Genomic DNA, 22,066 nt, shown 5'->3' on the forward strand with positions numbered 1-22,066 from the left:
GTGACCGGCCTGGTCGTGGCCCACGGCGCCATCGACTGGATCTCGGCCGCCATCGCCGTGCTGTGCATCGCCGTCGGCGCGGGGGCGGCCGGCGCCCTGAACATGGCGCTGGAGGGCGAAACCGACGCCCTGATGCGGCGCACGCGCGGCCGGCCGGTCGCGGCGGGCCGCGTCCGGAAGAACGATGCGATGGCCTTCGGGGTCGTCCTGTCGGTCTTCTCGGTCATGCTGCTGGGCATGACGACCAACTGGCTGGCGGGCGGCCTGCTGCTGCTGACCATCCTCTACTACGCCGTCTTCTACACCCTGCTGCTGAAGCGCCGGACGCCCCAGAACATCGTCATCGGCGGGGCCGCGGGCGCGCTGCCGCCGGTGATCGGCTGGGCGGCGGCCACCGGCCAGGCCCCGTGGCAGGCCTGGCTGCTGTTCCTGATCATCTTCCTGTGGACGCCGCCGCACAGCTGGGCCCTGGCCCTGTATTCGGCCGGCGACTACGCCAAGGCCGGCATTCCGATGATGCCGGTGGCCCGGGGCGCCAAGAGCACCCGGCTGCAGATCCTGATCTACACCCTGCTGTTCCTGCCCGCGGCGATCGCGCCGGGCCTGACGGGACTGGGCGGGGTGATCTATCTGGGGGTCTCGCTGGTCGGCGGGCTCGGCTTCCTGCTGCTGGCGATCCGCCTGTGGCGCTCGCGCGCCGGCGATCAGCCCGACAAGGCCGAGGCCGTGGGGCGAGAGGCCGCATTGTATGACGTCCGCGCCGAGGCCAAACCGGCGCGCAACCTGTTCGCCTTCTCGATCCTGTACCTGATGGCCCTGTTCGCCGCCTTGCTGGTCGAGAGCCTTACCCCGGGACTGTAAGCCCATGCGCCGCCTGACCCCTGAAGAACTCGCCGCCCGCAAGAAGCGCAACCTGGCCATCGCCGGGGTGCTGGTGGGCTTCATGATCCTGGTGTTCGGCGTCACGGTGCTGAACCTCAAGCGCAACCTGGACGCCCGCGAGGCGGCCATCGCCGCCGGCCAGCCGGTGGGCTACGCCCAATGAAGCTGTCGCGAAACGCCGTCGCCATCGTCTGCGTGCTGGGCGTGATGGGGATGACGGGCGCGTCGTTCGCCGCCGTGCCGCTGTACCGCATGTTCTGCCAGGTCACTGGCTTCGATGGCACCGTCAAGAAGGCCGAGAGGGCTCCTGATGTCCAGCTGGACCAGACGGTGCTGGTCCGCTTCGACACCAACGTCCGCGACCTGCCCATGACCTTCCGGGCCGAGCAGGTGACCCAGCGCGTCCGCATCGGTGAAACTGGCATGGCCTTCTTCGACGTGACCAACACCTCGGACAAGCCGATCAGCGCCAAGGCGGCCTACAACGTCGTGCCGGAGCGCGCCGGACCCTATTTCCAGAAGCTGCAGTGCTTCTGCTTCGACGAGCAGATCATCCAGCCCGGCGCGACCATGAAATTCCCGGTCCAGTATTTCGTGGCGCCCGAAATGGCGACCGACCGCGAGAGCCGCGGCGTGACCGAAATCACCCTCAGCTACACCTTCTATCCGACCGAGCGGTTCCAGCAGGCCGTAAACGGCGTCTCGCCCTCTGGCGCGGCCGGATAGCGGGCGCTATAGCCTGCCCCCAATACGACTCTCGACCGTTCAAGAGATACAGATGGCCGACGCCCACGCGACTCCGCATCACGACTATCACCTGGTGAACCCCAGCCCCTGGCCGCTGGTGTCCTCGATCGCCGTCACGATCATGATGATCGGCGCGGTCGTCTGGATGAAGGGGCTGGCGTCGGCTGACGCCGGTCCGGTCGCCGGGGCCCTGCTGGCCAAGGGCGACAAGGTCCTGTTCGTCGCCGGTCTGGCCGGCGTGCTGGTGTCGATGTTCGGCTGGTGGGCCGACGTGATCAAGGAAAGCCGCCAGGGCGATCATACCCCGGTCGTCTCGATCGGCCTGCGCTATGGCATGCTGCTGTTCATCGCTTCGGAAGTGATGTTCTTCGCCGCCTTCTTCTGGATGTTCTTCGAAATGAGCATCTTCAACGAGGCTCGCGCCCACATTCCGGAAGTCGGCGCCTGGGCAGACACCGCCAAGGCCTGGTCGACCTGGCCGCCGAAGGGCATCGAGACCCTGGACGCCTGGCAGCTGCCGCTGCTGAACACCGTCATCCTGCTGCTGTCCGGCACGACCGTGACCTGGGCTCACCACGCCATCGCGCAGGGTGATCGCAAGGCCACCAAGATCGGCCTGATCATCACGATCGCGCTCGGCGTGCTGTTCACCGCCGTCCAGGTCTACGAGTACAGCCACATCATCCACGAGAACCTGTTCTTCAACGAAGAAGCCATCAACTCGGGCCTGTACGGTTCGATCTTCTTCATGGCGACGGGCTTCCACGGCTTCCACGTCCTGATCGGGACCATCTTCCTGATCGTGTGCCTGCTGCGCCTGCTGGCCGGCCAGTTCACCCCCGAGAAGCATTTCGGCTTCGAGGCGGCCGCCTGGTACTGGCACTTCGTGGACGTGGTCTGGCTGTTCCTGTTCGCCTTCGTCTACGTCACCTTCGGGTGATCGACGGGCCCTCAGGTCTGAACAATCAACCGGCGCGGATCGACCCGATCCGCGCCGGTCTGCTTTGCCGCTGCCCCAACTGCGATCAGGCGCCGCTGTATGCGGGCTTCCTCAAGGTGGTGGACCGGTGCGAGGCCTGCGGCTTCGACTACAGCCGCCTGAACACCGGCGACGGCGCGGCCATCTTCATCATGCAGATCGCGGGCGGCGTCGTGGTCTTCGGCGCCCTGTTCGCCATGATCGCCTGGAACCCGCCGATCTGGCTCCTGCTGCTGATCGCCCTGCCGCTGGTGGCCGGGCTGTCGATCGGGCTGATGCGCCCGGGCAAGGGCGTGATGATCGCCCTCCAGATGCGCAACAAGGCCGGGCAGGCGAACCATGGCTGAGGCCCGCGTTCGCTTCCCCTGGGGGCTGACCATCGCCTCCGGACTGTCGCTGGTCCTGCTGTGCGCGCTGGGGACATGGCAGGTGCAGCGCCTGCAGTGGAAAGAGGCCCTGATCGCGGAGGCCGAGGCCGGTGCGACGGCCCCGCCGCAGCCCCTGTCCGCCGTCCTGGCCGCCGCCGATCCGGAATTCCGCAAGGCGATCATCGTCTGTGGCGGGCTGGCCACGGCCCCGTTCGTCGAACTCCAGACCATTCAGGAGGGACAGGTCGGCGTGCGGCTGGTTTCGGCCTGCCGTCCCGAGGGCGCCGGTTCGACCTTCCTGGTCGATCGGGGCTTCATCGCCGACACCATCTCCGCCCGCCCGCCGGTCGCCGCCTCGGGGGCGCCGCTGGAGGTCACGGTCGAGGTGCGCCATACGCCGCCGCCAGGCCCCATGGCCCCGGCCGTCAGCGGGACGCATTTCTACGCCCGGGACACCGTCGCCATGGCCCGCGCGCTGGGCGTGACGGAGGCCGTCGATCCGCGCACCCTCTACGCCCTGTCCTCGACCAATCCGGAATGGCAGGCGCTGCAGCCCTCGGCCCCGCCCGCGGCCTTCTCCAACAACCACCTCGGCTATGCCCTGACATGGTTCGGACTGGCGCTGGCGCTCGCGGGAACCTACGTGGCCCTGCTTCGGCGCAAGCTGCGCCCCTCGACGCCGTCCAGCGACACTGAAAAGAGCTCTTCCTGACCGCTACCCTCCACACTCTGTCCAACGGCGTCCGCGTCGTCTGCGATCCCATGCCGGGTCTGCGCACCCTCGCCCTGACCGTCGCCGTGCGCGGCGGGGCCAAGTGGGAAAGCGAGGCCACCTCAGGCTGGTCCCACTGCCTCGAACATCTGGTGTTCAAGGGCGCGGGCGACATGGGCGCGCGGGAGATCGTCGAGCGGATCGAGGCCGAAGGCGGCTCGATCAACGCCGCCACGGGCTATGAGCGCACCAGCTTCGAGGTGCGGGCGCTGGAGGGCGGCCTGCCGCTGGCCATGCAGGTTCTCTCCGACCTCGTCTTCCGCCCCATGCTCGATCCCGCCGAGATCGTGCGCGAAAAGGACGTGGTGGCCCAGGAGATCGCCGAAGCCTTCGACACACCCGACGACCACGTCTTCGAAATGGCCCAGACGCGCGCCTTCGCCGGCCAGCCGCTGGGACGTCCGATCCTGGGCTCCGTGGCCAGTCTGAAGCCGATCGACCGCGCTTCCATCGGCGTCTGGCGCGCCCGCCTGTATTCCCCCGACCGCATGGTGGTGGCGGCGTCCGGCGCGGTAGATGAGGCCGAGCTGCTGGCCCTGGCCGAGCGCTGGTTCGGCGATCAGGCGGCGGCCCCGGCGGAAGAGCCGGATACGCCCCGCTTCACCGGCGGCGACGCAGCCCTGACCCGGCGCATCGAACAGGCCAATATCGTCTTCCAGCTGCCGGCGCCGTCGGCCTTGGACCCCGCCTATGCGGCCACGCGGCTGATGAGCGAGATCCTGGGCGGCGGCATGGCCTCGCGCCTGTTCCAGAGCGCCCGCGAGGAGCGGGGACTGGCCTACGCCATCGACGCCTATCATGAGCCCTATGAGAACGCGGGCGTCCTGGGCATCTACTCCGGAGCCTCGGCCGACCGGGCCGTGGAACTGGCCCAGGTCTGCGCCGCCGAGCTGAAGGCGCTGGCCGACACCGGTCCCACGGCCGCCGAGCTGTCGCGCGCCAAGGCGGTGCTGAACGCCGGCCTGTGGATGTCGGACGAGAGCCCGGCGGCTCGTGCGGGCCGGGCCGCGGCTCAGGTGCTGCTCTTCGGCGCGCCCATCGCGTCCCAGACCATGGCCGACCGCACCCTGGCCCAGACCGCCGAGGACGTCCGCGCCGCCGCCGCAGGGTGCCTGGCGCCCGGCCTGGCCGCCACGGCGGTGCTGGGTCCCAAGGCCGCCGCCCCGGCGGGTGCGGCCTTCAGGGATGCTCTTTTCAGCTAGTCAGCGAAATAGCCGGAGGCGTCGACGAAGCGCTGAACCGCGGCCTGATCCCCGAAGTCCAGCTCGATCATCGCCTTGATCGCGGCGGGCTTGTCGGCGGCGCGCGCATGATAGCGCGAAACGATGGCGTAGCCGACGTAATAGCCCAGGTCGCGAACGCCGAAGGCGTTGTCGGTGCTGTTGTAGAGCCAGCCGCTGTAGTCGTTGGCCATCATGTCCCGGCGGAAGGCCGCCTTGATCGCGGCGTCGTTCTGCGGGCCGTAGGTCACATAGGCCAGGTCGGGCATGCGGCCGGTGACCTGCTCGGCGACGAAGTCGGCCACGCCCTCGTACACGGCCTGGGCCAGCAGGGTCTGGCGCTCACCGCGCTCCTGGGTGTGGACCACCTCGTGCACCGCCAGCAGGTCGAGGTTGGCGAGCGGGTTGCTGGCGAAATATCCGGCGAAGAACCTCTGCAGTCCGGCCGACATCTGCGAGGTGTCGACGCTCTGGTCTCCGGTGGCCATCTCGACGCCGAGCAGCACCTTGTCGTCCAGGGTCGTGCCCGCCGAGCGCAGGGCCCCGACCTCGAAATAGATGCCGGCCGGCCGCAGGTCCGGATAGAGATCGCGGAAGCGATCCAGGTGCCCCTCGAGCCGGACGAGGGCGCCGGCGGCCAGCGCCGTGCGCGGCCGAACGGTGTCCCAGTAGCGGGGGTAGGCGTTGATGGCGGCGACATAGGTGGCGGCGCTGTAGCCCTTGGCTTCCATGAAGGCGCGCAGGCCAGGCGTGCCCTGGTCGATATAGAGGCGCTGGAACTCGGCCTCCTGCTGCACAGGATCGGCCATGCCGCGCACTGCGTCATAGGCGGTCCAGAACCGCGCCACGTCGTCATCGACGACGACGATCGCGCCCGGCGAGGCGGGGGCCTGGGCGAGGGCGCCCGTCGACGGCCCCAGGGCCATCAGCAGGGTGGCGAAAAGCAGCGCTCTGGTCATTTGATCTCCCGCGACGTCCCGCGCTAGGGGCCGATGACTGGCCGCGCCGTCAAATGAAACTCCGGTAATTTCGCCCCCATCCAGCGCCGAAACCGTCGCCAAGGCGGCCGCGAGCGGTTTATTCTGAGGTCATGGCGCTTCTGGACTGGATCAGCGACGCGGGCGGACCCGTGGTGGAGGGCGAGGGGGTCATCCTGCGCTCGCCGCGCTCGGCCGACCATGAGGCCTGGGCCATGCTGCGGCAGGAGTCCTATCCCTATCTCCAGCCGTGGGAGCCGACCTGGCCGGAGGACGACCTGACCCGCGCGGCCTTCAAGCGGCGGCTGGCGATCTATCAGCGCGAACTGGAGGCCGGGAACGCCTGGCCCTTCTTCATCTTCACCGATCACGGGCGAACGCTGGTGGGCGCCGTCACCCTGTCGAACGTCCGGCGGGGCGTCGCCGAGACCGGCACCATCGGCTATTGGATCGGCCGCCCGTTCGCCGGGCAGGGCCACGCCACGGCGGCGGTGCGCGCCCTCGTCGGCTTCGCCTTCACCGAGTTGAACCTGCATCGGGTCGAGGCGGCGTGCGTGCCGCACAACATGGCCTCGCGCCGGGTGCTGGAGAAGTCGGGCTTCGAGCATGAGGGCCGGGCGCGGGCTTATCTCAAAATTAACGGCGGTTGGGCAGATCATCTCCTGTTCGGCCGCGTGAATGACGGGGCCGGGCGCGCCGGCTGACGCCGTGCACCGGAGAACCGCGGCGCGTGAACACTCGCTCCAGAAGTCTGGCCTGTGACGCGACGACCGCCATTGAGGCGTTGGCCGCCGCCGATGCCGCGCTGTGGATCTGGACGCCCGCCGAGGATCAGATGCGGTTCACGGGCGCGACGCGGGCCCTCGGGCTGGGTCCGCTGGCCCCCGAATGCTCGGGCGCCGCCTTCACCGCCGTGGCCATTCCGCAGGACCGGGCGCTGGCTGAAAAGATTCTCAAGCCGCAGGAGGAGGGGACCGAGGTCGCCGTTCGCCTGCGCATGCGCGATTCCGAGACCTGCATCTGGCGCGGGGTCTGGCTTGAAGACGGCCTGCGCGCCGCTGGCGTCGTGGCGCTGGAAACCAAGTTCGCCGCCTCGCACCGCGATCACCTGACCGGCCTTCTGGACCGCCGCACCTTCCTGTCGCGCGCCGGCGAGACCCTGACCCAGATGGGCGAGTTCGAGCTGGTGGTGGCCGACGTCGACCGCCTGCGCCGTCTCAACGAGGCCCTGGGCCATGAACGCGCGGACCTGGTGCTGGCCGCGCTGGGCTCGCGCCTGAACGCCGCCTTCCCGCACGATTCCAACGCCGCCCGCATCGGGGAGGACGAGTTCGCCATCCTGGTCCCGCGCGGCGCTGGCGCGGCGACCGAACGCCTGCGCGAGGCGCTGGAACAGCCGCTGCGCGTCGCCGGTTTCGACATCTATCCGACGGTCTCCATCGGCGGCGTGACCGTCGAGGGCGGCCCCGACGCCGCCGATCCCGCCGAACTGCTGCGCCGGGTCGAACTGGCGGTGGAACAGGCCAAGACCGCCGGGCGCGGCGGCATCGCCGCCTATGGCCGCGCGCTGGAGAGCGACAGCCTGTCCCGCCTGGCGCTGGAAGCGGACCTGCGCAACGCCTTCGTGCGCGGCGAGATCGAGCCCTTCTACCAGCCGATCGTGAACCTCAACACCGGCGCGGTCGCGGGCTTCGAGGCTCTGGCCCGCTGGCGTCACCCCAAGCGCGGCATGGTCCCGCCGGATGAATTCCTGGGCCTGGCCGACGAGATGGGCCTGATGAACGACCTGGGCCTGCTGATGATGACCGCCTCGGCGCGGCAGCTGGCCGAATGGCTGGCCCGACACCCGTCGGCGGGCAAGCTGTTCTGCAGCGTCAACCTGTCGGTCGGCGAGATCGAGCGGGCCAATCTTGTCGAAGACGTCTCGCGGATCATCAGCGAGGCGGGCCTGCCCAAGGGCGCGCTGAAGCTGGAAGTCACCGAAGGCGACATCATGCGCGACACCACCCGCGCCGCCGAGACGCTGACCAAGCTGCGCAACGCCGGGGCCTCGTTGGCGCTGGACGACTTCGGCACCGGTTTCTCGTCGCTCAGCTATCTGGCCAAGCTGCCGTTCGACACGCTGAAGATCGACCGCTACTTCGTTCTGACCATGGACAAGGACGAGGGCTCGGCCAAGATCGTCAAATCGGTCGTCAACCTGGGCCGCGACCTGTCGCTGGAAGTCGTCGCCGAGGGCGTCGAGAACGCCGGCCTCGCCAAGCTGCTGCTTGAGGCCCAGTGTCACTACGGGCAAGGCTTCGGCTACGCCCAGGCCCTGCCCGCGCAGGAGGCCGAGGTCTATCTGAACGAGTCCCTCGCTGATGGGACGGCGCCGATCAAGGCTCGGTCGGCTTGATGATCGGAGACAAGACCCCGGGATGGCTGCGCATCCTGGGTATTGTCGCGGCTCTCGGCCTTGTCGGGTGGGGCGCTTGGGAAAAGTGGACCAACTCGGGCGCGGGGCCTGTCGAGCGCGCGCTTCGGCAAAATGATCCTTCCTTCGGCGAGGCTGTGATCCACCTCGCCGAAGGGCCGAACTTCATCGATTCCGATGGATCTCAGCGGCGCCGGACCAGGTTGTGGTGCGGTCGGGTCGACGGCCGGGTCGATGGGAGGGTCGCAGTCCTCATGCGCCACTCGCGAAAATGGACAGGCGTCAGCGTCGAAGAGGTCGCGTCCGGCGAGACCGCGCTGACGGATCGCGCGCGCTGGCTGCTGTCGAAATGCGAGGGCGTGAGGCCCTAGGCCCGCCCGGCCTGCCCTGACAGTTGCGCGGGATCGACGCCAAGCGTCGCCACGGCCCGCGCCCATTTGGCGTCGTAGTCGGTGTCGAAGATCAGGCCCGGATCGGCGTCGGCGGTCAGCCAGACATTCTCGACCAGCTCATCCTCCAGCTGCCCGTCGCCCCAGCCCGCATAGCCGAGCAGCAGGATCGACTGACGCGGCCCCTTGAGCGGATCGACCATGGCCGCCAGCGCCTCGCGCGTGCCGGTCATGGCCAGACCCTCGCCGAAGGGCATCGAGGCGTCCTCCATCATCCAGTCGTCGGTGTGCAGGACGAAGCCGCGTTCCCGCTCCACCGGACCGCCCACCAGCACCTTGCGCGCGGCGGCGCCGTCCGGGGCGGGGGTGTCCAGATTGGACAGCACCGCCTTCAGGTCCACGCCCGGGGCGGGGCGGTCCAGTCTCAGGCCCATGGCGTGGTCCGGGCCGTGGGCGCAGACCAGGATCACCGCATGCTCGAAGCGGGGGTCGCTGATGCCCGGCATGGCCACCAGCAGGCGTCCGACGAGGGATTGGAAGTCGTCCATGCCCTTATGATCGGCACGCGAGGGCGGCGGCGCAAGCGCGGCGTGGACGCAGGCGGTTGGCGCGGCCCTCGGCAACGCCTATCTGGTCCGGGAGTTTGATCCTCATCTTCCTTCCAGGAGCCTGCCATGACCGTCCAGATCGGCGACCGTATCCCCTCGGCCAACCTGACCCGGGCCACCGACGACGGCCCCAAGCCGGTCAGCACCGACGACATCTTCGCGGGCAAGACCGTGGCCCTGTTCGCCGTTCCGGGCGCCTTCACCCCGACCTGCTCGGCCCGCCACCTGCCCGGCTTCAAGGATCACCGTGAAGACCTGGCCGCCAAGGGCGTCGACACCGTCGCCTGCGTGTCGGTCAACGACGCCTTCGTCATGGGCGCCTGGGCCGACAGCCAGGGCATCGGCAAGGAAGACATCCTGATGCTGGCCGACGGCAACGGCGACTTCACCCGCCAGCTCGGCCTGGCGCTGGACGCCAAGGGCTTCGGCATGGGCGAGCGTTCGCAACGCTACTCGATGCTGGTCAAGGACGGCGTCGTCGAACAGCTGAACATCGAGCAGGGCGGCGAGTTCAAGGTGTCCTCGGCCGAGCACCTGCTGGCGCAGCTTTAAAGCGTTGGTCGCGAGGCCCTACCGCCCCTCGGCTACTTGAGGGCCTCGCGACCGATGGGTTCAACCGACGTCTTCACCCCGGAAAAGCGCAGCGCCGTGATGCGCCGTGTGAAGGGCAAGGACACCACGCCCGAACTGGCCGTGCGCCGCATCCTGCGCACGACCGGGATCGGCTATCGGCTGGGCGGCGCCGGCCTGCCGGGGCGGCCGGACGTGGTCATGAAGGGGCGGCGGACCGTCGTCTTCGTCCACGGCTGTTTCTGGCACGGCCATGACTGCCCGCGCGGGTCCAGAAAGCCCAAGGCCAACGCCGCCTACTGGATCGCCAAGATCGACCGCAACCGCGCCCGCGACGCCGCCAACGCGGAGGCGCTGCAGGCGCTGGGCTGGCGGGTCGTCACCGTCTGGGAATGTGCGATGAAGGCGCCGGACTGTCCCGACCGCCTGCTGGCGGCCGTGCGCGATCAGGCGGCGGCCGTCTCGATATCGTCCGCTTCGCCCTGATCCGTCATCACATGGGTGATGGCGCCCAGCAGCATCGGCGGCGTGATCGGCTTGGGCACGAAATAGGTCATGCCGGCGGCGGTGCAGGCGGCGATGTCCTCGGGCGAGGTGTCGGCGGTCACCGCAATGATCGGCACGCCCGCATTCGGGCCGTTTCCGGCGCGGATGCGCTTCGTCGTCTCGCGCCCGTCCAGCTCCGGCATCCGCACGTCCATGAAGATCAGGTCGAAGGCGGTGTGTTCGCAGATCTTCAGCGCCGCCATGCCGTCGGCGGCGGTGGCGATGTCGCAGCCCAGCGGCTGCAGGATCAGCTGGATGGCGCGGCGGTTGATGTCGTGGTCGTCGACCACCAGCACCCGCATCGGACGGCCTTCGTCCTCGTCGTCATAGGCCTCGTCCGCGATCGGTTCGGGCGCGGGCTCGGCGGCGACGGGAGCCGGAGCGGGGCGAGCCGTCTCCAGGGGGCGGGGCGCGACGGCGGGGGCGGCAGGGCCCTGCCGGTTCGACAGGACGCGGGCGACGGCGTCGCGGCTTTCCTGATCCAGGCCGGGCGTGACCGCCTCGGTCATCTCTCCCGGCGCCAGGCGCAGGGCCAGAGTGAAGCGGGCGCCCTCGCCAGGACGGCTGCGGGCGGTCAGACGGCCGTCCATCAGGTCCGCCAGCTGCCGGCTGATAGACAGGCCCAGGCCGGTGCCGCCGTGACGCGCGCTGACCCCGTCCATGGTCTGGTCGAAGGGGGTGAACAGGCGGGCCACCTGCGCGGCGGTCATGCCCGGGCCGGTGTCGACCACCTCGATCAGGACGGCGTAACCGCCGGGCTCCTCGGTCCAGCCGTTCAGGCGCAGGGTGATCGCGCCCTTGTCGGTGAACTTGATGGCGTTGGAGATCAGGTTGTTCAGCACCTGCCGCAGGCGCATCGGGTCGCCGCGCACCGAGGCGGGCATGGTGGCCGCGCCCTCGACGCGGAACTTCAGACCCTTGGCCCGCATCGGTCCGCGCCACAGGCGGACGGTCTGGTTGAGCAGTTCGCGCAGGTCGAAATCGACCGCGTCCACGGTCATATGGCCGGCCTCGAGCTTGGCGTGATCCAGCAGATCGTCCAGCAGGGCCTTCATCATGAAACCGGCGTCGCTGATCAGGCGGGCCTGAGCGCGCGCGGAGCCGTCGTTGGCCCCCCGTTCCAGCTCTGCCGCGCCGGTCAGGATGGCGCTGATGGGGGTGCGCAGGTCGTGGCCGACCGTCGCCAGGAAGGCGCTGCGGCCGTCCATGATGCGCTCGGCGTCGATACGCTTCTGCTCGGCCTCGATCCGGGCGGCGCTCTCGGCGGTGCGCGCCTCGTTCATCCGCTGCCAGGTCGACAGGCAGTAGGTGATGAAGACGCCCACGGCGATGGCCGCGGCGGTCACGAAGCCGGTCGAGCCGCCGAACAGGGCCATGAACACGGGGATGGAGGTCAGGTACAGGAACTGCGGCGTGACCGTCAGGATCAGCACGCGCATGGAACGCGGCGCATTGATCATCGAATAGATGGCGCCCGCCGACAGCAGCATGGCCGCGCAGACCCCGCCCATCGGACCGCCGATCAGCCACAGCGGGACGGACAGGCTGCCGAAATAGCCCGCGTTGACGAACAGCAGAAGATCCCCGGCCAGGGCGCGGAAGCCGGTCAGCTTCTGGGCGCGGCCGCCGATGATCGGGGCGAAGGCCCACAGGTCGAGGCCCTGAACCAGGAAGTAGCCCAGCACCCATCCGACGCTGATGTTCCAGCCGATCAGGGGACTGAAGACCAGGGCGCTGGCGGCGGCCATGCCGAGACGCTGCAACAGCGCCTTGCGACGCTGGCGGATGGCGATGACCCATGGATCGGTCATCGGCGTCGTGTTGCTGGCGCCGGTGTTCGCCATGCGTCTCCCCGAGGATGGGCGTACTCGCCCTTCCTTCCACCATGACGCGTCTGCCCTAACGGTCCGTCAACGGCCCGTTCCAACGGCCTCCGAGACGGTGGAGAAGCCGTCCGCGCGCAGGCGGGCGGCGAGGTCGCGCTTGATCCGCGACACCAGGCCGGGCCCCTCGTAGATCAGGGCGGAATAGACCTGGATCGCCGAGGCGCCGGCGCGGATCCGGGCCCAGGCCTCGGCCCCGGAATCGATGCCGCCGACCGCGATCAGGGGCAGCTTACCGGCCGAGGCGTCGGCGGCGGCGCGAAGCGCGTCCAGCGCCCGCGCCCGCAGCGGGGCGCCCGACAGGCCGCCGGCCTCGTCCTTGTCGGGCGAGCGCAGGCTGTCGGGGCGGTCCAGCGTGGTGTTGGAGACGATCAGGGCGTCCAGGCCGTGGTCCAGGCTGGCCTCGACGATCATGCCGATCTCGTCGGCGGTCAGGTCGGGCGCGATCTTCAGGAAGACGGGGGTCGGGTCATCGCCGCGGGCCGCCGCCAGCCGCCCCAGCAGGTCGTCCAGCGCTGCTCGGCCCTGCAGGGCGCGCAGGCCCGGCGTATTGGGCGAGGAGACGTTGACGGCGACGTAGTCGGCCAGACCCTTCAGCCGGACCAGACCGGCGACATAGTCGGCCGCCTTGTCCTCAGTATCCTTGTTGGCGCCGAGGTTGGCCCCGATCACCGCCGTCTTCGGGCGGCGCGCCAGTCGGTCCGCGAAGGCCTCCAGCCCGGCGTTGTTGAAGCCCATCCGGTTGATGATCGCCCGGTCTTCACTAAGCCGGAACAGGCGCGGCTTCGGATTGCCGGGCTGGGCCAGCGGGGTGACCGAGCCGCATTCCACGAAGCCGAAGCCCAGGCGCGCCAGCCCGTGCAGGGCCTCGCCGTTCTTGTCGAGACCCGCCGCCAGCCCGACCGGATTGGGCAGGTCCAGCCCGGCCAGACGGGTGTGCAGCACGGGATCGTCGGCGCCGGGCGCGGGCAGGGGCGTGACCTGCAGCGCCTTGATCGCCAGCTGGTGGGCCATCTCGGGATCCAGGCGGCGCAACAGGGCCGCGCCGAGGTCGGTCAGGGCCATCCGACGGCTCCGTCTTCGAATCGCATGATCCCGTCCGCATCCACCGACAGGCCACGCTCGTCGCGGGCGGCGGAAACGGGCAGCGGGGCGAACAGGTGTGGAAACAGATCGCCGCCGCGCGAGGCTTCCCACTTCAGCGCCTCGCCCAGAACCGCCAGGTCCACCTCGATCAACAGCAGGTCGCCACGCCCGGCGTAGTGGCGGCGCGCCGTCTCGGCCAGCTGGGCCGCGCTGGACATGTGGATGTAGCCGTCCTTCAGGTCGACCGCCGACCCGGCATAGGCGCCGTCCAGACGGGCGAGCTCCCACTCGGCGTGGTCGACCAGCTTGTAGGCGATCTCGCTCATTCGGCGATGTCCCGCGGCTGCAGGAAGCCTTCGAAGGTGCAGCGCCCGGCCACATCCACCGTGAACAGGGCCGCGGCCCCCGGCGGGAAGCCGCCGCTCATCCGGTCCAGCACGGACGGCGAGGCGGCGCTCTCGATCAGATATTCGACAGCCAGCAGGTGAACGCCCGGATTGTGCGCCACCACCAGCAGGCAACCGGCCTCGTCCTCGACCGCCTCGATATGACGGCGCAGCGTATCGACCGAGCCGTTGTAGAGCGGTTCGTCGTCGCGCACCTCGACATCGCCCATGGCGTCGTGGACCAAGGCCCAGGTCTGGCGGGTGCGGGAGGCGGGGGAGACCAGCGCCAGATCCGGGCGCACGCCTCTGGCCGCCAGGGCGCGGCCCATCAGGGCGGCGTCGCTTCGGCCACGCGCCGACAGGTCGCGGTCGCGGTCACGGCCGGAGCCGCTCGCCCGTTCCGCCTCGGCGTGGCGCATCAGGATCAGTCGCTGCATGGGCCGCCTTTACGGGTGTTCGGCCTATTCGGCCAGATCACGCCGGGCGCGCGAGGCCGGTTGCGGCTGCAGTGCGGAGTTCCGCACCGGGACGGTGGCCACCGCCCCGCCGGGACGGGCCCTGGCGTAGGCCTGGCGGGTGGCCTCCAGCAGGATGACGCCGGCGGCTCCGGGCAGCACATGCTTGCCGATCTGTTCCAGCCCGTCGGCCAGCGGCAGCAGCGGACCCCACGGCGGCACATACAGGGTCTGGGACCAGGCCGCCGGCTCCAGCCCCGCCTCGCGCACCAGCCGTTCCAGCTGGCGACGGGTGAAGGGCCGTCCGTGGCCGAAGGGGGTGTTCTCGGACCGCGCCCAGAGGCCGCCGCGCGCCGCCGCCACCAGGATGACCCGGCCCGCCGGCGCCAGCGCCCGCACCGCCTCCAGCATGAGCGCCTGGGCGTCCTCGGCCTCTTCCAGCGCATGGACCATCAGGATGCGGTCGAATGATCCGGCGGCGAAGGGCAGGCGGCGGTCTTCGACCAGCACGGTGCGGTTCTTGCCCGCCTGCGGCCACAGCTCGACGCCCTGACCGCCCGGCATGGCGGCGACCACCCGGCGTGCGCCGATGAAGGCCTCCAGCCACGGTGTCGCATAGCCGAGGCCCAGCACGTCGCAGTTGCTGGCCTCGCCCCAGGCGTCCTCGAGCCGGCGGGCCAGCAGTCGGCGGGCCAGCGCGCCTGCGGGCTCGCCGTAGAAAATCCTCAGGTCCTCGATGCTGCGCCGCATGGGGCCAGCATAGACCCGCCGGGGAGCGGCTGCCAGAATGGCGTCATGACCCTCGAAATCCGCCTCTTCCCCTGCCTGAACGACAACTACGGCTTCCTGGTCCGCGACACGGCGACCGGAACCGTCGCGACGGTCGATACGCCCGACGCGGCGGCCATACTGGCGGAGCTGGAGCGGTCGGGTTGGGGGCGGCTGGACCTGATCCTGAACACCCACTGGCACCCCGACCACACCCAGGGCAACGCCGTCCTGCAGGCCGAGACCGGCTGCGAGATCGTCGGCCCGGAGGAGGTGCGTAAGGCCGCGCCGCTGGACCGCGTGGTGCGCGGCGGCGATACGGTTATGCTGGGCGAGACGGTGCTGGAGGTGTCTGACGCGCCGGGGCACACGCTCGGCCACATCGTCTATCGCGCGCCGTCGGACGGTCAGGCCTTCGTCGGCGACGTCCTGTTCACTCTCGGCTGCGGCCGCCTGTTCGAGGGCACGCCGGACCAGATGTGGGACAGCCTGCGGACGCTGGCCGCCTGGCCGGACGAGACGACAGTCTGGTGCGCGCATGAGTACACCGCCGCCAACGCGCGCTTCGCCCTCAGCCTCGACGACCGGCCCGAGATGCGGGCGCGCGCCGCCGAGATCATGGCGATGCGCGAGCGGGGCCAGCCCACCGTGCCCACGACCATCGGTTCGGAGAAGGCCTTCAATCCGTTCCTGCGGGCGGCGGACGCCGCGGACTTCGCGGCCCGGCGCGCGGCCAAGGACGGCTTTAACGGTTAGGCGTCGGGTCCTGCGGCAGGAAGGCGCGGATCACCCGCGCGGACGATGGACGCCCCGCGACGCCCTGCGTCGGGGCGACCACGATGCGCAGTTCGCCCCGCACATAGGTGACCGCCGTGCTGCCGCCCTGAACGATGACGATGCGGCGCAACTGGTTCAGCGACGACCGGCCCGTCGGCGAGCGGGCGATGCGCAGCACCGCGTCGGTCGACAGGATCAGGGCTTCGACGGTCAGGCCTTCGGCGTCCGCATCGGTGTCGACATTGATCTCGATCAGCCGACCCATGGTCTGGCTCATCATGGCGCTGCGGCGCGTCATCAGCTGGAACAGCTGCGCCGGCCCCAGCGACGGCTGGGTCAGCGCTTCACCCGGTCCCGTCAGCGAGACGGGCGACCCGCCCGGCGCGCGGCTGGTGAAGACCGTCATGCCGCCGCCGGGCGTCAAGCGCAGGATCTGCTGGCCGGCGTCGTTGCGGTAGATGACGTCCCCGCGCGGCGCGGCGGTGGGGCGCAGCACCCAGGTCTCGTCGCGGCGATCGAAGCGTAGCAGGGGGCGCTGCCCCGACCGGTCCAGGGTGAAGGCCTCGCCCGATTCCGATATGTATCGTCCGACGGGCGGTGGCGCGTGATTGGCGCCACCCCGCCTGCGCAGCGCCTGGCTCTGCTCGGCCTGGGCGTTGCCGCGTTCCTGGGCGAAGACCTGGGGCGCGGTGAATGCAGCGGACAGCAATGCCGCCGCCGCGATGGCAAGCGCCATCACGGTCGGAAGCGGCCCGCGCGCCATTCTGACCCTTGCCGTCAACTCCATGGCTGACTTGGTGCAGTCGTCACGCGGCGGATTTTGGGCAGGGATCGGATCAGCCGACCAGATACTGACCGCCGTTCAGCGACAGGGTGCAGCCTGTGACATATCCGGCACGTTCACCGGCCAGCCAGGACACCATGTCGGCGATTTCCTCGCCTTTTCCGAGTCTTCCGACCGGGATCTGGGCGATGATTCCGGCCAGGACCTTCTCGTCCATCGCGCCCACCATCTCGGTGTCGATGTAGCCTGGGGCGATGCAGTTCACGGTCACGCCCTTGCGCGCGTTCTCCAGCGCCAGCGCCTTGGTGAAGCCGATCATCCCGGCCTTGGCGGCGGAATAGTTGGTCTGGCCGATCTGGCCCTTCTGGCCGTTGATCGAGGAGATGTTGACGATACGGCCGTGGCCCCGGTCGCGCATGCCGTTGATCACGTGGCGCGTCATGTTGAAGACGCTGTCCATGTTCACGCGGATGACGTCCGACCACTGGTCGGCGCTCATCTTGTGGAAGAAGCCGTCGCGGGTGATGCCGGCGTTGTTGATCAGCACGTCGACGGGCCCCAGCTCGGCCTCGACCTCGGCGACGGCGCGGGCGCAGTCGTCATAGGAGCCGACATTGCCCTTCACCACCATCACGCCCAGCTCGCGGGCCGTGGCCTCGGCGGCTTCGGTATTGCCCGAATAGCCGGCGGCGACGGCCATGCCGTCCTCCTTCAGCCGCTGCACGATGGCTTTGCCGATACCGCGGGTTCCGCCCGTGACCAGTGCGACGCGTGCCATATGCGCTTCCTTTTCCCTTGAGCGGCGGTCTCTGACGCGGACCGCCTGCCGTATGGATACGCTTTAGCCCGCGCGCCGTTGCGCGGAAAGACGCCGTTACGCAGCTTTATCGTCGGCGCGTCAGCCGAGCTTGGCGATCAGGGCCTGCGCCGCCGCCGGATTGCGCACTTTCGCCCCGGCGATGAAGTAGGCGAACACGTCGCCGCGCTTGGCCCAGTCCTTCGCCCGGGCCGCGATCCCGTCCAGTTCGGCCGAGGTCATGCCGGTCGGCTCGTCCGGCCTGCTCGACATCAGGCGCGCATAGGTGAAGTCGGCGGTCGGCAGGTCGATCCTGGGCCATTCCGGCGCCTCGTCGTCCTCGGCGTAGACGATGGCCGCGCCGTATTTGGCCGCCAGATCGTAGAACTGCTGGGTGTCGAAGGTCGGGCTGCGGACTTCCAGCGCGTGACGCAGCCGGATGCCGTCCTTCTCCTTGGGCAGCAGCTTCAGGAAGCCCTCGAAGTCGACCGGGTCGAACTTCTTGGTGGCCATGAACTGCCAGTTGATCGGCCCCAGCTTGTCGCCCAGCGCGGTCAGGCCCTGGTCCAGGAACCGCTCGAAGCTCTCATTGCCTTCCGACAGCACCTTGCGATTGGTGCAGAACCGGCTGGCCTTCACCGCGAAGACGAAGTCGTCCGGCGTCTCGTCGCGCCATTTCATCCAGGTCTCGGGCTTGAAGCCGGAGTAGTAGGTGCCGTTGATCTCGATCGAGCTCAGCTTGCTGGAGGCGTACTCAAGCTCCTTCTTCTGGCTGAGTTTGTCGGGATAGAAGACGCCGCGCCACGGCTCGAAGGTCCACCCGCCGATGCCGACCCGAATGGTGCCTGTCATGGTGTCCTCTCCCTGTCGTCCAAGGACCTAGGATCAGACCGCCGATCCCACAAGCGCCCGATAGGCCGCCGTCGCCTGCGCACGGGCCGTATCGTCGTCCAGCAGGCGGCGCGAATGCCCGTAGGCCAGCACGATGCCCTTGAACTGGAACACCAGGATCTCGAGCGCGACGCTGTCGGCGTCGGGCTTCAAGGTCCGGAACTCGCGCTTCAGCGTCTTCGCCCACAGGATCTGGCTGTCCTTCAGGGTGTCGCGCAGCGGGCCGGGCTGATCGTCCAGTTCGATGGCCGCCGCCTTCAGCGGGCAGCCGCCCGGCCGGTCCTCGCCGTCGATCCAGTCCAGCTCGCCCTGGAAGATGCGGTCCAGCCGCTCACGGCCCTGCGCCAGCGGCTCGGCCGGGGCCCAGACGGCGGCGGTGAAGCGGGCGATCATGGCGTCGACCACCTCGGCCTGCAGCGCCTCCTTGGACTGGAAATGCTTGAGCACTGCGCTCTTGGACACCCCCGCCGCGCCGGCGACGTCGGCCAGGCTGACCGCCGCCAGCCCACGCACGGTGACCTGGGCCATCGCCTCGTCGATCAGCCGGGCATGGGTGGACTCGCCCTTGGGCGGCATCAGCGGAAATCCTGTTGACTCAAAGTGACCGATCGGTCACTTATAGGTGTACGACCGGTCACTTTTATCCGATCCCGGTCGTTCTGACCACCCCCTCCGAGGAGGAAGCGCCATGCTTCTCATGTCCCTGATGACGGCCGCCCTTCTGGCCGTTCAACCTGCGCCGGCTCCCACCGGCGCTTCGGCCACCCTGGTCCAGCCGCGCGAGATCCGGCTGAACCTCGACGGCCGCAACTGGGCCTGCGGTCCGGACGGCGCCTGCGTCGGCCGGGGCGGCGGCGCGGCCCAGCCGCTGATGCGCGAGTGCCGCCGGTTCGTGGCCCGCACCGGCGCAGTCTCCGGCTTCAGCCGCGGCGGCCTGGCCCTGACCCAGGCCGAGATCGCCCAGTGCAACACGGCCGTGGCCGCTTAAGAAAGCCGCCGGTCGTCAATCGATCACCGCCTCGATCCCGGCCAGCAGGCTGGCGGCGGTGATCGGCTTGGCGACATGGCTGTCGGCGCCGGCGGCCATCGCGTCCTGGCGGTGTTCGATCATGGCGTTGGCGCTCAGCATCACGATCGGGGTGCGCCCCCGACCGGGCGAGGCCGCCTCCAGCGCGCGGATGGCGCGGGTCGCCGTCAGGCCGTCCATCACCGGCATCTGCATATCCATCAGGACCACGTCGAAGTCGTCGTCCTCGAACGCCGCGACGGCCTGGGCGCCGTCCCCGGCGATGACCACCTCGGCCCCGTGGCTGGCCAGGATCAGCTGGACAACGCGCTGGTTCGTCGGGTGGTCTTCCGCCAGCAGGACCCGCAGCGCGCGCTCGGTCAGCGGATGGGCGCCCCCTCCGCCGCGGGCGTCGCGCGCGTCATAGTCGTCGAGGCTCTGCTCCCGCTCCAGCGGCAGGGCGAAGCGGAAGCGGCTGCCCTCGCCGGGCGCGGACTGGGCCTCGATCTCGCCGTCCATCATCTCGACCAGCGAGCGGCAGATGGACAGGCCCAGGCCGGTGCCGCCGAAGCGGCGCGTGATGGTGCTGTCGGCCTGGTTGAAGCGCTCGAACAGGTGCGAGGCGTGGTGAGCGTCGAAGCCGACGCCGGTGTCCTCCACCGAGATCGCCAGCCGGCCCTCCGCCATCTGGACGCGCACGGTGATCGCGCCCTCGGCGGTGAACTTGACCGCGTTGGACAGCAGGTTGCCGAGGATCTGGCGGATGCGGGTGCTGTCGCCGCGGAACATCCCGCGCGCCTCGGGATCGCGTTCGACGTGGAAGGCCAGGCCCTTGTCCTCGGCCCGGGTCTGCATGACCGCGATGGGCTCCAGGGCCTCGTCCAGATCGAAGGGCCGCGACTCCAGGTCCAACTGGCCCGCCTCGATCTTGGAGACGTCGAGGATGTCGGACACCAGCCGCTCCAGCGTCACGCCCGAACTGCGGATCAGCTCGACCATCTCGGTCTGGCCGGCGTCCAGCGCGGTGCGCGACAGGGCGTCAACGATGCCGATGACCCCGTTCAGGGGCGTGCGGATCTCGTGGCTCATATTGGCCAGGAAGTCGGACTTGGCCCGGTTCGCCGCCTCGGCCGCGGCCTTGGCGTCCAGCAGGGCCTGCTCGGCCGCGACCCGATCCGTCACGTCGCGGGCCACGCCGTAGATGCGGTCGCCGGACCGCTGGGCGCGCCATTCCAGCGTGCGGTAGTGGCCGTCCTTGTGCCGGTAGCGGTTGATATGGCCCACCACGGGGGCGCCGGGACGCCGGTTCTCGACCTCGCGGGCGCTGTCCCGGGTTCCGGGCAGGTCGTCGGGGTGGACCAGGTCCAGCAGATAGGTCCCCTGCAGCTCCGCCGGCGCATAGCCCATGGCCGCCCGCCAGGAGGGGCTGACCCGAACCAGGCGCCCGTCGAGCTCGCGGATGACCAGCAGGTCGAGGGAGACGTCGAAGAAGTTGGCCAGTTCCGCCTGCCCCCCGGCGCCGGGCGCCGTGTCGTCGTTGGAGCTTTTGGCGGGGGCAGGGCAGGTCATCGTCGATGGGGCGTCCGCTGGTAGCCGGGACATCAACCTTAACGCCGTGATGTTAAGGTCGGATTGCATTGGTCCGCGTCAAATCGCCATGCGCAGGCCGCCGGGCGGGGGCGTCAGCCGCGCAGTTCCAGGTCGTTGCCGTCGGGGTCGCTGATGTAGATCGATACCGCCTCGCCGGTGGAGCCGTACCGCAGGCCTTCGTCGCCCAGCTTGACGCCATGCGACTTCAGATGGGCCCGTACGGCCTTGATCTGGAAGTCGGCGATGCGCAGGCACAGGTGATCCATGTTGCGGCCTTCCGGACCCGGCGCCGCCCCGCCCTTGGCGCCCAGCACGCCGGCGACCGGGACCAGATCGATGAGGGCGTCGCCGGCCCGCAGCTGGATCAGGCCGATGTCGTCGCGGCGGCGTTCGACGGTGCAGCCGATCACCTCGCAATAGAAGGCGATCATCGCCTCCAGGTCGCGGGTGCGGATCACCACGTGATCAATGCCGCGCGGGCGCATCAGTAGGCGAAGTCGCGGTACAGGCGGGTCAGGTCGCCCTGCCATTCGCCGTTGTACAGCTCCAGCAGCCGTTCGGCGGGCGTCACGCCGCTGGCGGCGATGTCTTCCAGTTCGGACAGGTAGCCGCGCTCATCGACCATGCCGCCCGAGAAGCGGGCCCGGTTCTTCAGGCCCTGACGGGCGATCTCGACCATGTCCTTGGCGACGGCCTGCACGGTGCGGCCGCCGACCTCGGCCTTGAGGCCCAGCCGGGTCACGTCACGGCGCAGGCGTTCGTGGTCGGCGATGTCCCAGTCCTTGACCAGGTCCCAGGCGGCGGACAGCGACGGGGCGTCGTACAGCACGCCGGCCCACAGGGCCTGCAGGGCGCAGATGCGGCTCCACGGCCCGCCGTCGGCGCCGCGCATCTCGAGATAGGCCTTCAGCCGCACCTCGGGGAAGAGCGTCGTCAGGTGGTCGTTCCAGTCCTTGAGCGTGGCCAGCTCGCCCGGCAGGTCGTCCAGCCGGCCATCCATGAATTTGCGGAACGAGCGGCCCGACAGGTCGATGTACTGGCCGTTGCGCTTGGCGAAATACATCGGCACGTCAAGCGCATAGTCGGCGTAGCGCTCGAAGACGAAGCCGTCCTGGAAGACGAAGTCGAGAATGCCGGTGCGGTCCGGATCGGTGTCGGTCCAGACGTTGG

28 protein-coding genes are annotated in these 22,066 nt (G+C 69.6%); 14 read left to right on the plus strand and 14 right to left on the minus strand.

Annotated elements, in window-relative coordinates; all coding sequences use genetic code 11:
• The 7 genes from Q0C81_RS02925 to Q0C81_RS02955 all read left to right on the plus strand — a co-directional run.
• Positions 1–861 (plus strand): heme o synthase (locus tag Q0C81_RS02925; protein WP_291833266.1); only part of this gene is annotated, 861 nt, incomplete at its 5' end.
• Between the two features lie 4 nt (positions 862–865).
• The gene (locus tag Q0C81_RS02930) at positions 866–1,045 is read left to right on the plus strand and encodes a hypothetical protein (RefSeq protein ID WP_291833268.1); all 180 of its coding nucleotides are present in this window, start codon (positions 866–868) and stop codon (positions 1,043–1,045) included.
• Positions 1,042–1,608, plus strand: coding sequence for a cytochrome c oxidase assembly protein (locus tag Q0C81_RS02935; protein ID WP_291833270.1), 567 nt, complete (start codon positions 1,042–1,044; stop codon positions 1,606–1,608). The genes Q0C81_RS02930 and Q0C81_RS02935 overlap by 4 nt, the downstream gene beginning before the upstream one ends.
• Positions 1,609–1,660: 52 nt before the next feature.
• Positions 1,661–2,569, plus strand: coding sequence for a cytochrome c oxidase subunit 3 (locus Q0C81_RS02940; RefSeq protein WP_291833274.1), 909 nt, complete (start codon positions 1,661–1,663; stop codon positions 2,567–2,569).
• Positions 2,566–2,955 (plus strand): DUF983 domain-containing protein, encoded by a 390-nt coding sequence (locus Q0C81_RS02945; RefSeq protein WP_291833276.1) that lies wholly within the window; start codon positions 2,566–2,568, stop codon positions 2,953–2,955. The genes Q0C81_RS02940 and Q0C81_RS02945 overlap by 4 nt, the downstream gene beginning before the upstream one ends.
• The gene (locus Q0C81_RS02950) at positions 2,948–3,688 is read left to right on the plus strand and encodes an SURF1 family protein (protein WP_291833279.1); all 741 of its coding nucleotides are present in this window, start codon (positions 2,948–2,950) and stop codon (positions 3,686–3,688) included. The genes Q0C81_RS02945 and Q0C81_RS02950 overlap by 8 nt, the downstream gene beginning before the upstream one ends.
• 50 nt (positions 3,689–3,738) lie before the next feature.
• A complete protein-coding gene (locus Q0C81_RS02955) occupies positions 3,739–4,950 on the plus strand; it encodes a pitrilysin family protein (RefSeq protein WP_291833282.1) in 1,212 nt (403 codons plus the stop codon).
• On the opposite strand, the gene Q0C81_RS02960 is transcribed toward Q0C81_RS02955, so the two are convergent.
• The gene (locus tag Q0C81_RS02960) at positions 4,947–5,927 is read right to left on the minus strand and encodes a DUF2268 domain-containing putative Zn-dependent protease (RefSeq protein WP_291833283.1); all 981 of its coding nucleotides are present in this window, start codon (positions 5,925–5,927) and stop codon (positions 4,947–4,949) included. The two genes, Q0C81_RS02955 and Q0C81_RS02960, sit on opposite strands and share 4 nt — an antisense overlap.
• Before the next feature lie 131 nt (positions 5,928–6,058).
• Here Q0C81_RS02960 and Q0C81_RS02965 point away from each other — a divergent pair, with 131 nt between their 5' ends.
• Genes Q0C81_RS02965 through Q0C81_RS02975 form a run of 3 tightly spaced genes read left to right on the plus strand, consistent with a single transcriptional unit; the run spans position 6,059 to position 8,732 of the window.
• Positions 6,059–6,649: a GNAT family protein gene (locus tag Q0C81_RS02965; RefSeq protein ID WP_291833286.1), complete on the plus strand. Its 591-nt coding sequence runs from the start codon at positions 6,059–6,061 to the stop codon at positions 6,647–6,649.
• A 26-nt stretch (positions 6,650–6,675) separates the two neighbouring features.
• Positions 6,676–8,343, plus strand: coding sequence for a bifunctional diguanylate cyclase/phosphodiesterase (locus tag Q0C81_RS02970; protein ID WP_291833289.1), 1,668 nt, complete (start codon positions 6,676–6,678; stop codon positions 8,341–8,343).
• Complete coding sequence (locus tag Q0C81_RS02975) at positions 8,340–8,732, plus strand: hypothetical protein (protein WP_291833295.1); 393 nt, start codon at positions 8,340–8,342, stop codon at positions 8,730–8,732. Before Q0C81_RS02970 ends, Q0C81_RS02975 begins: the two co-directional genes overlap by 4 nt.
• Here the strand turns inward: Q0C81_RS02975 and Q0C81_RS02980 are convergent.
• Positions 8,729–9,298 (minus strand): YqgE/AlgH family protein, encoded by a 570-nt coding sequence (locus tag Q0C81_RS02980; protein WP_291833299.1) that lies wholly within the window; start codon positions 9,296–9,298, stop codon positions 8,729–8,731. The two genes, Q0C81_RS02975 and Q0C81_RS02980, sit on opposite strands and share 4 nt — an antisense overlap.
• Before the next feature lie 126 nt (positions 9,299–9,424).
• On the opposite strand from Q0C81_RS02980, the gene Q0C81_RS02985 reads away from it, so the two are divergent.
• Complete coding sequence (locus tag Q0C81_RS02985) at positions 9,425–9,910, plus strand: peroxiredoxin (protein WP_291833302.1); 486 nt, start codon at positions 9,425–9,427, stop codon at positions 9,908–9,910.
• Positions 9,911–9,964: 54 nt separating this feature from the next.
• On the plus strand, positions 9,965–10,414 hold the full coding sequence (locus Q0C81_RS02990) for a very short patch repair endonuclease (protein WP_291833305.1): 450 nt from the start codon (positions 9,965–9,967) through the stop codon (positions 10,412–10,414).
• On the opposite strand, the gene Q0C81_RS02995 is transcribed toward Q0C81_RS02990, so the two are convergent.
• The 5 genes from Q0C81_RS02995 to Q0C81_RS03015 all read right to left on the minus strand — a co-directional run bounded on the left by Q0C81_RS02995 (position 10,375) and on the right by Q0C81_RS03015 (position 15,034).
• On the minus strand, positions 10,375–12,318 hold the full coding sequence (locus Q0C81_RS02995) for an ATP-binding protein (protein ID WP_291833308.1): 1,944 nt from the start codon (positions 12,316–12,318) through the stop codon (positions 10,375–10,377). The genes Q0C81_RS02990 and Q0C81_RS02995 overlap by 40 nt on opposite strands.
• 66 nt (positions 12,319–12,384) lie before the next feature.
• Positions 12,385–13,422 (minus strand): quinone-dependent dihydroorotate dehydrogenase, encoded by a 1,038-nt coding sequence (locus Q0C81_RS03000; RefSeq protein ID WP_291833310.1) that lies wholly within the window; start codon positions 13,420–13,422, stop codon positions 12,385–12,387.
• Positions 13,413–13,769: a DUF952 domain-containing protein gene (locus Q0C81_RS03005; protein WP_291833313.1), complete on the minus strand. Its 357-nt coding sequence runs from the start codon at positions 13,767–13,769 to the stop codon at positions 13,413–13,415. Before Q0C81_RS03005 ends, Q0C81_RS03000 begins: the two co-directional genes overlap by 10 nt.
• On the minus strand, positions 13,766–14,266 hold the full coding sequence (locus Q0C81_RS03010) for a histidine phosphatase family protein (protein ID WP_291833317.1): 501 nt from the start codon (positions 14,264–14,266) through the stop codon (positions 13,766–13,768). Before Q0C81_RS03010 ends, Q0C81_RS03005 begins: the two co-directional genes overlap by 4 nt.
• A gap of 24 nt (positions 14,267–14,290) precedes the next feature.
• A complete protein-coding gene (locus Q0C81_RS03015) occupies positions 14,291–15,034 on the minus strand; it encodes a methyltransferase domain-containing protein (protein ID WP_291833320.1) in 744 nt (247 codons plus the stop codon).
• A gap of 45 nt (positions 15,035–15,079) precedes the next feature.
• Here Q0C81_RS03015 and gloB point away from each other — a divergent pair, with 45 nt between their 5' ends.
• Positions 15,080–15,808 carry a hydroxyacylglutathione hydrolase gene (gloB, locus tag Q0C81_RS03020; RefSeq protein WP_291833322.1) on the plus strand — a complete coding sequence of 243 codons (729 nt, stop codon included), beginning with the start codon at positions 15,080–15,082 and terminating at the stop codon, positions 15,806–15,808.
• On the opposite strand, the gene Q0C81_RS03025 is transcribed toward gloB, so the two are convergent.
• The 4 genes from Q0C81_RS03025 to Q0C81_RS03040 all read right to left on the minus strand — a co-directional run bounded on the left by Q0C81_RS03025 (position 15,798) and on the right by Q0C81_RS03040 (position 18,876).
• Positions 15,798–16,565 (minus strand): DUF4908 domain-containing protein, encoded by a 768-nt coding sequence (locus tag Q0C81_RS03025; protein WP_291833325.1) that lies wholly within the window; start codon positions 16,563–16,565, stop codon positions 15,798–15,800. The genes gloB and Q0C81_RS03025 overlap by 11 nt on opposite strands.
• A gap of 100 nt (positions 16,566–16,665) precedes the next feature.
• Positions 16,666–17,391, minus strand: coding sequence for an acetoacetyl-CoA reductase (gene phbB, locus Q0C81_RS03030; RefSeq protein ID WP_291833328.1), 726 nt, complete (start codon positions 17,389–17,391; stop codon positions 16,666–16,668).
• A 120-nt stretch (positions 17,392–17,511) separates the two neighbouring features.
• Positions 17,512–18,261 carry a DUF72 domain-containing protein gene (locus Q0C81_RS03035; RefSeq protein WP_291833331.1) on the minus strand — a complete coding sequence of 250 codons (750 nt, stop codon included), beginning with the start codon at positions 18,259–18,261 and terminating at the stop codon, positions 17,512–17,514.
• A 33-nt stretch (positions 18,262–18,294) separates the two neighbouring features.
• Positions 18,295–18,876 (minus strand): TetR/AcrR family transcriptional regulator, encoded by a 582-nt coding sequence (locus Q0C81_RS03040; RefSeq protein ID WP_291833334.1) that lies wholly within the window; start codon positions 18,874–18,876, stop codon positions 18,295–18,297.
• Between the two features lie 112 nt (positions 18,877–18,988).
• On the opposite strand from Q0C81_RS03040, the gene Q0C81_RS03045 reads away from it, so the two are divergent.
• Entirely contained in the window at positions 18,989–19,288 is a 300-nt protein-coding gene (locus Q0C81_RS03045; protein WP_291833337.1) for a hypothetical protein, read from the plus strand.
• A gap of 15 nt (positions 19,289–19,303) precedes the next feature.
• On the opposite strand, the gene Q0C81_RS03050 is transcribed toward Q0C81_RS03045, so the two are convergent.
• The 3 genes from Q0C81_RS03050 to Q0C81_RS03060 all read right to left on the minus strand — a co-directional run.
• Positions 19,304–20,875 carry an ATP-binding protein gene (locus tag Q0C81_RS03050; protein ID WP_367117967.1) on the minus strand — a complete coding sequence of 524 codons (1,572 nt, stop codon included), beginning with the start codon at positions 20,873–20,875 and terminating at the stop codon, positions 19,304–19,306.
• A gap of 113 nt (positions 20,876–20,988) precedes the next feature.
• Positions 20,989–21,426 (minus strand): VOC family protein, encoded by a 438-nt coding sequence (locus Q0C81_RS03055; protein ID WP_291833343.1) that lies wholly within the window; start codon positions 21,424–21,426, stop codon positions 20,989–20,991.
• Positions 21,381–22,066: glutamate-cysteine ligase family protein (locus Q0C81_RS03060; protein ID WP_291833346.1), on the minus strand; the 686-nt coding region annotated here is incomplete at its 5' end. The genes Q0C81_RS03055 and Q0C81_RS03060, both read right to left, overlap by 46 nt.

This window comes from Brevundimonas sp. (assembly GCF_023259385.1).
Lineage (GTDB): Bacteria > Pseudomonadota > Alphaproteobacteria > Caulobacterales > Caulobacteraceae > Brevundimonas.

Coding starts and splice junctions, on each gene's coding strand:
- Q0C81_RS02990 (WP_291833305.1), top strand. CDS start 9,965: ATGGGTTCAACCGACGTCTTCACCCCGGAAAAGCGCAGCGCCGTGATG.
- Q0C81_RS03035 (WP_291833331.1), bottom strand. CDS start 18,261: ATGACAGGCACCATTCGGGTCGGCATCGGCGGGTGGACCTTCGAGCCG.
- Q0C81_RS03015 (WP_291833320.1), bottom strand. CDS start 15,034: ATGCGGCGCAGCATCGAGGACCTGAGGATTTTCTACGGCGAGCCCGCA.
- Q0C81_RS03025 (WP_291833325.1), bottom strand. CDS start 16,565: ATGGCGCTTGCCATCGCGGCGGCGGCATTGCTGTCCGCTGCATTCACC.
- Q0C81_RS02985 (WP_291833302.1), top strand. CDS start 9,425: ATGACCGTCCAGATCGGCGACCGTATCCCCTCGGCCAACCTGACCCGG.
- Q0C81_RS02935 (WP_291833270.1), top strand. CDS start 1,042: ATGAAGCTGTCGCGAAACGCCGTCGCCATCGTCTGCGTGCTGGGCGTG.
- Q0C81_RS02955 (WP_291833282.1), top strand. CDS start 3,739: ATGCCGGGTCTGCGCACCCTCGCCCTGACCGTCGCCGTGCGCGGCGGG.
- Q0C81_RS03040 (WP_291833334.1), bottom strand. CDS start 18,876: ATGCCGCCCAAGGGCGAGTCCACCCATGCCCGGCTGATCGACGAGGCG.
- Q0C81_RS02980 (WP_291833299.1), bottom strand. CDS start 9,298: ATGGACGACTTCCAATCCCTCGTCGGACGCCTGCTGGTGGCCATGCCG.
- Q0C81_RS02930 (WP_291833268.1), top strand. CDS start 866: ATGCGCCGCCTGACCCCTGAAGAACTCGCCGCCCGCAAGAAGCGCAAC.
- Q0C81_RS02950 (WP_291833279.1), top strand. CDS start 2,948: ATGGCTGAGGCCCGCGTTCGCTTCCCCTGGGGGCTGACCATCGCCTCC.
- Q0C81_RS02965 (WP_291833286.1), top strand. CDS start 6,059: ATGGCGCTTCTGGACTGGATCAGCGACGCGGGCGGACCCGTGGTGGAG.
- Q0C81_RS02940 (WP_291833274.1), top strand. CDS start 1,661: ATGGCCGACGCCCACGCGACTCCGCATCACGACTATCACCTGGTGAAC.
- Q0C81_RS03000 (WP_291833310.1), bottom strand. CDS start 13,422: ATGGCCCTGACCGACCTCGGCGCGGCCCTGTTGCGCCGCCTGGATCCC.
- Q0C81_RS02960 (WP_291833283.1), bottom strand. CDS start 5,927: ATGACCAGAGCGCTGCTTTTCGCCACCCTGCTGATGGCCCTGGGGCCG.
- gloB (WP_291833322.1), top strand. CDS start 15,080: ATGACCCTCGAAATCCGCCTCTTCCCCTGCCTGAACGACAACTACGGC.
- Q0C81_RS03050 (WP_367117967.1), bottom strand. CDS start 20,875: ATGACCTGCCCTGCCCCCGCCAAAAGCTCCAACGACGACACGGCGCCC.
- Q0C81_RS03055 (WP_291833343.1), bottom strand. CDS start 21,426: ATGGCAGGGCGACCTGACCCGCCTGTACCGCGACTTCGCCTACTGATG.
- Q0C81_RS03010 (WP_291833317.1), bottom strand. CDS start 14,266: ATGCAGCGACTGATCCTGATGCGCCACGCCGAGGCGGAACGGGCGAGC.
- Q0C81_RS03005 (WP_291833313.1), bottom strand. CDS start 13,769: ATGAGCGAGATCGCCTACAAGCTGGTCGACCACGCCGAGTGGGAGCTC.
- Q0C81_RS02995 (WP_291833308.1), bottom strand. CDS start 12,318: ATGGCGAACACCGGCGCCAGCAACACGACGCCGATGACCGATCCATGG.
- phbB (WP_291833328.1), bottom strand. CDS start 17,391: ATGGCACGCGTCGCACTGGTCACGGGCGGAACCCGCGGTATCGGCAAA.
- Q0C81_RS03045 (WP_291833337.1), top strand. CDS start 18,989: ATGCTTCTCATGTCCCTGATGACGGCCGCCCTTCTGGCCGTTCAACCT.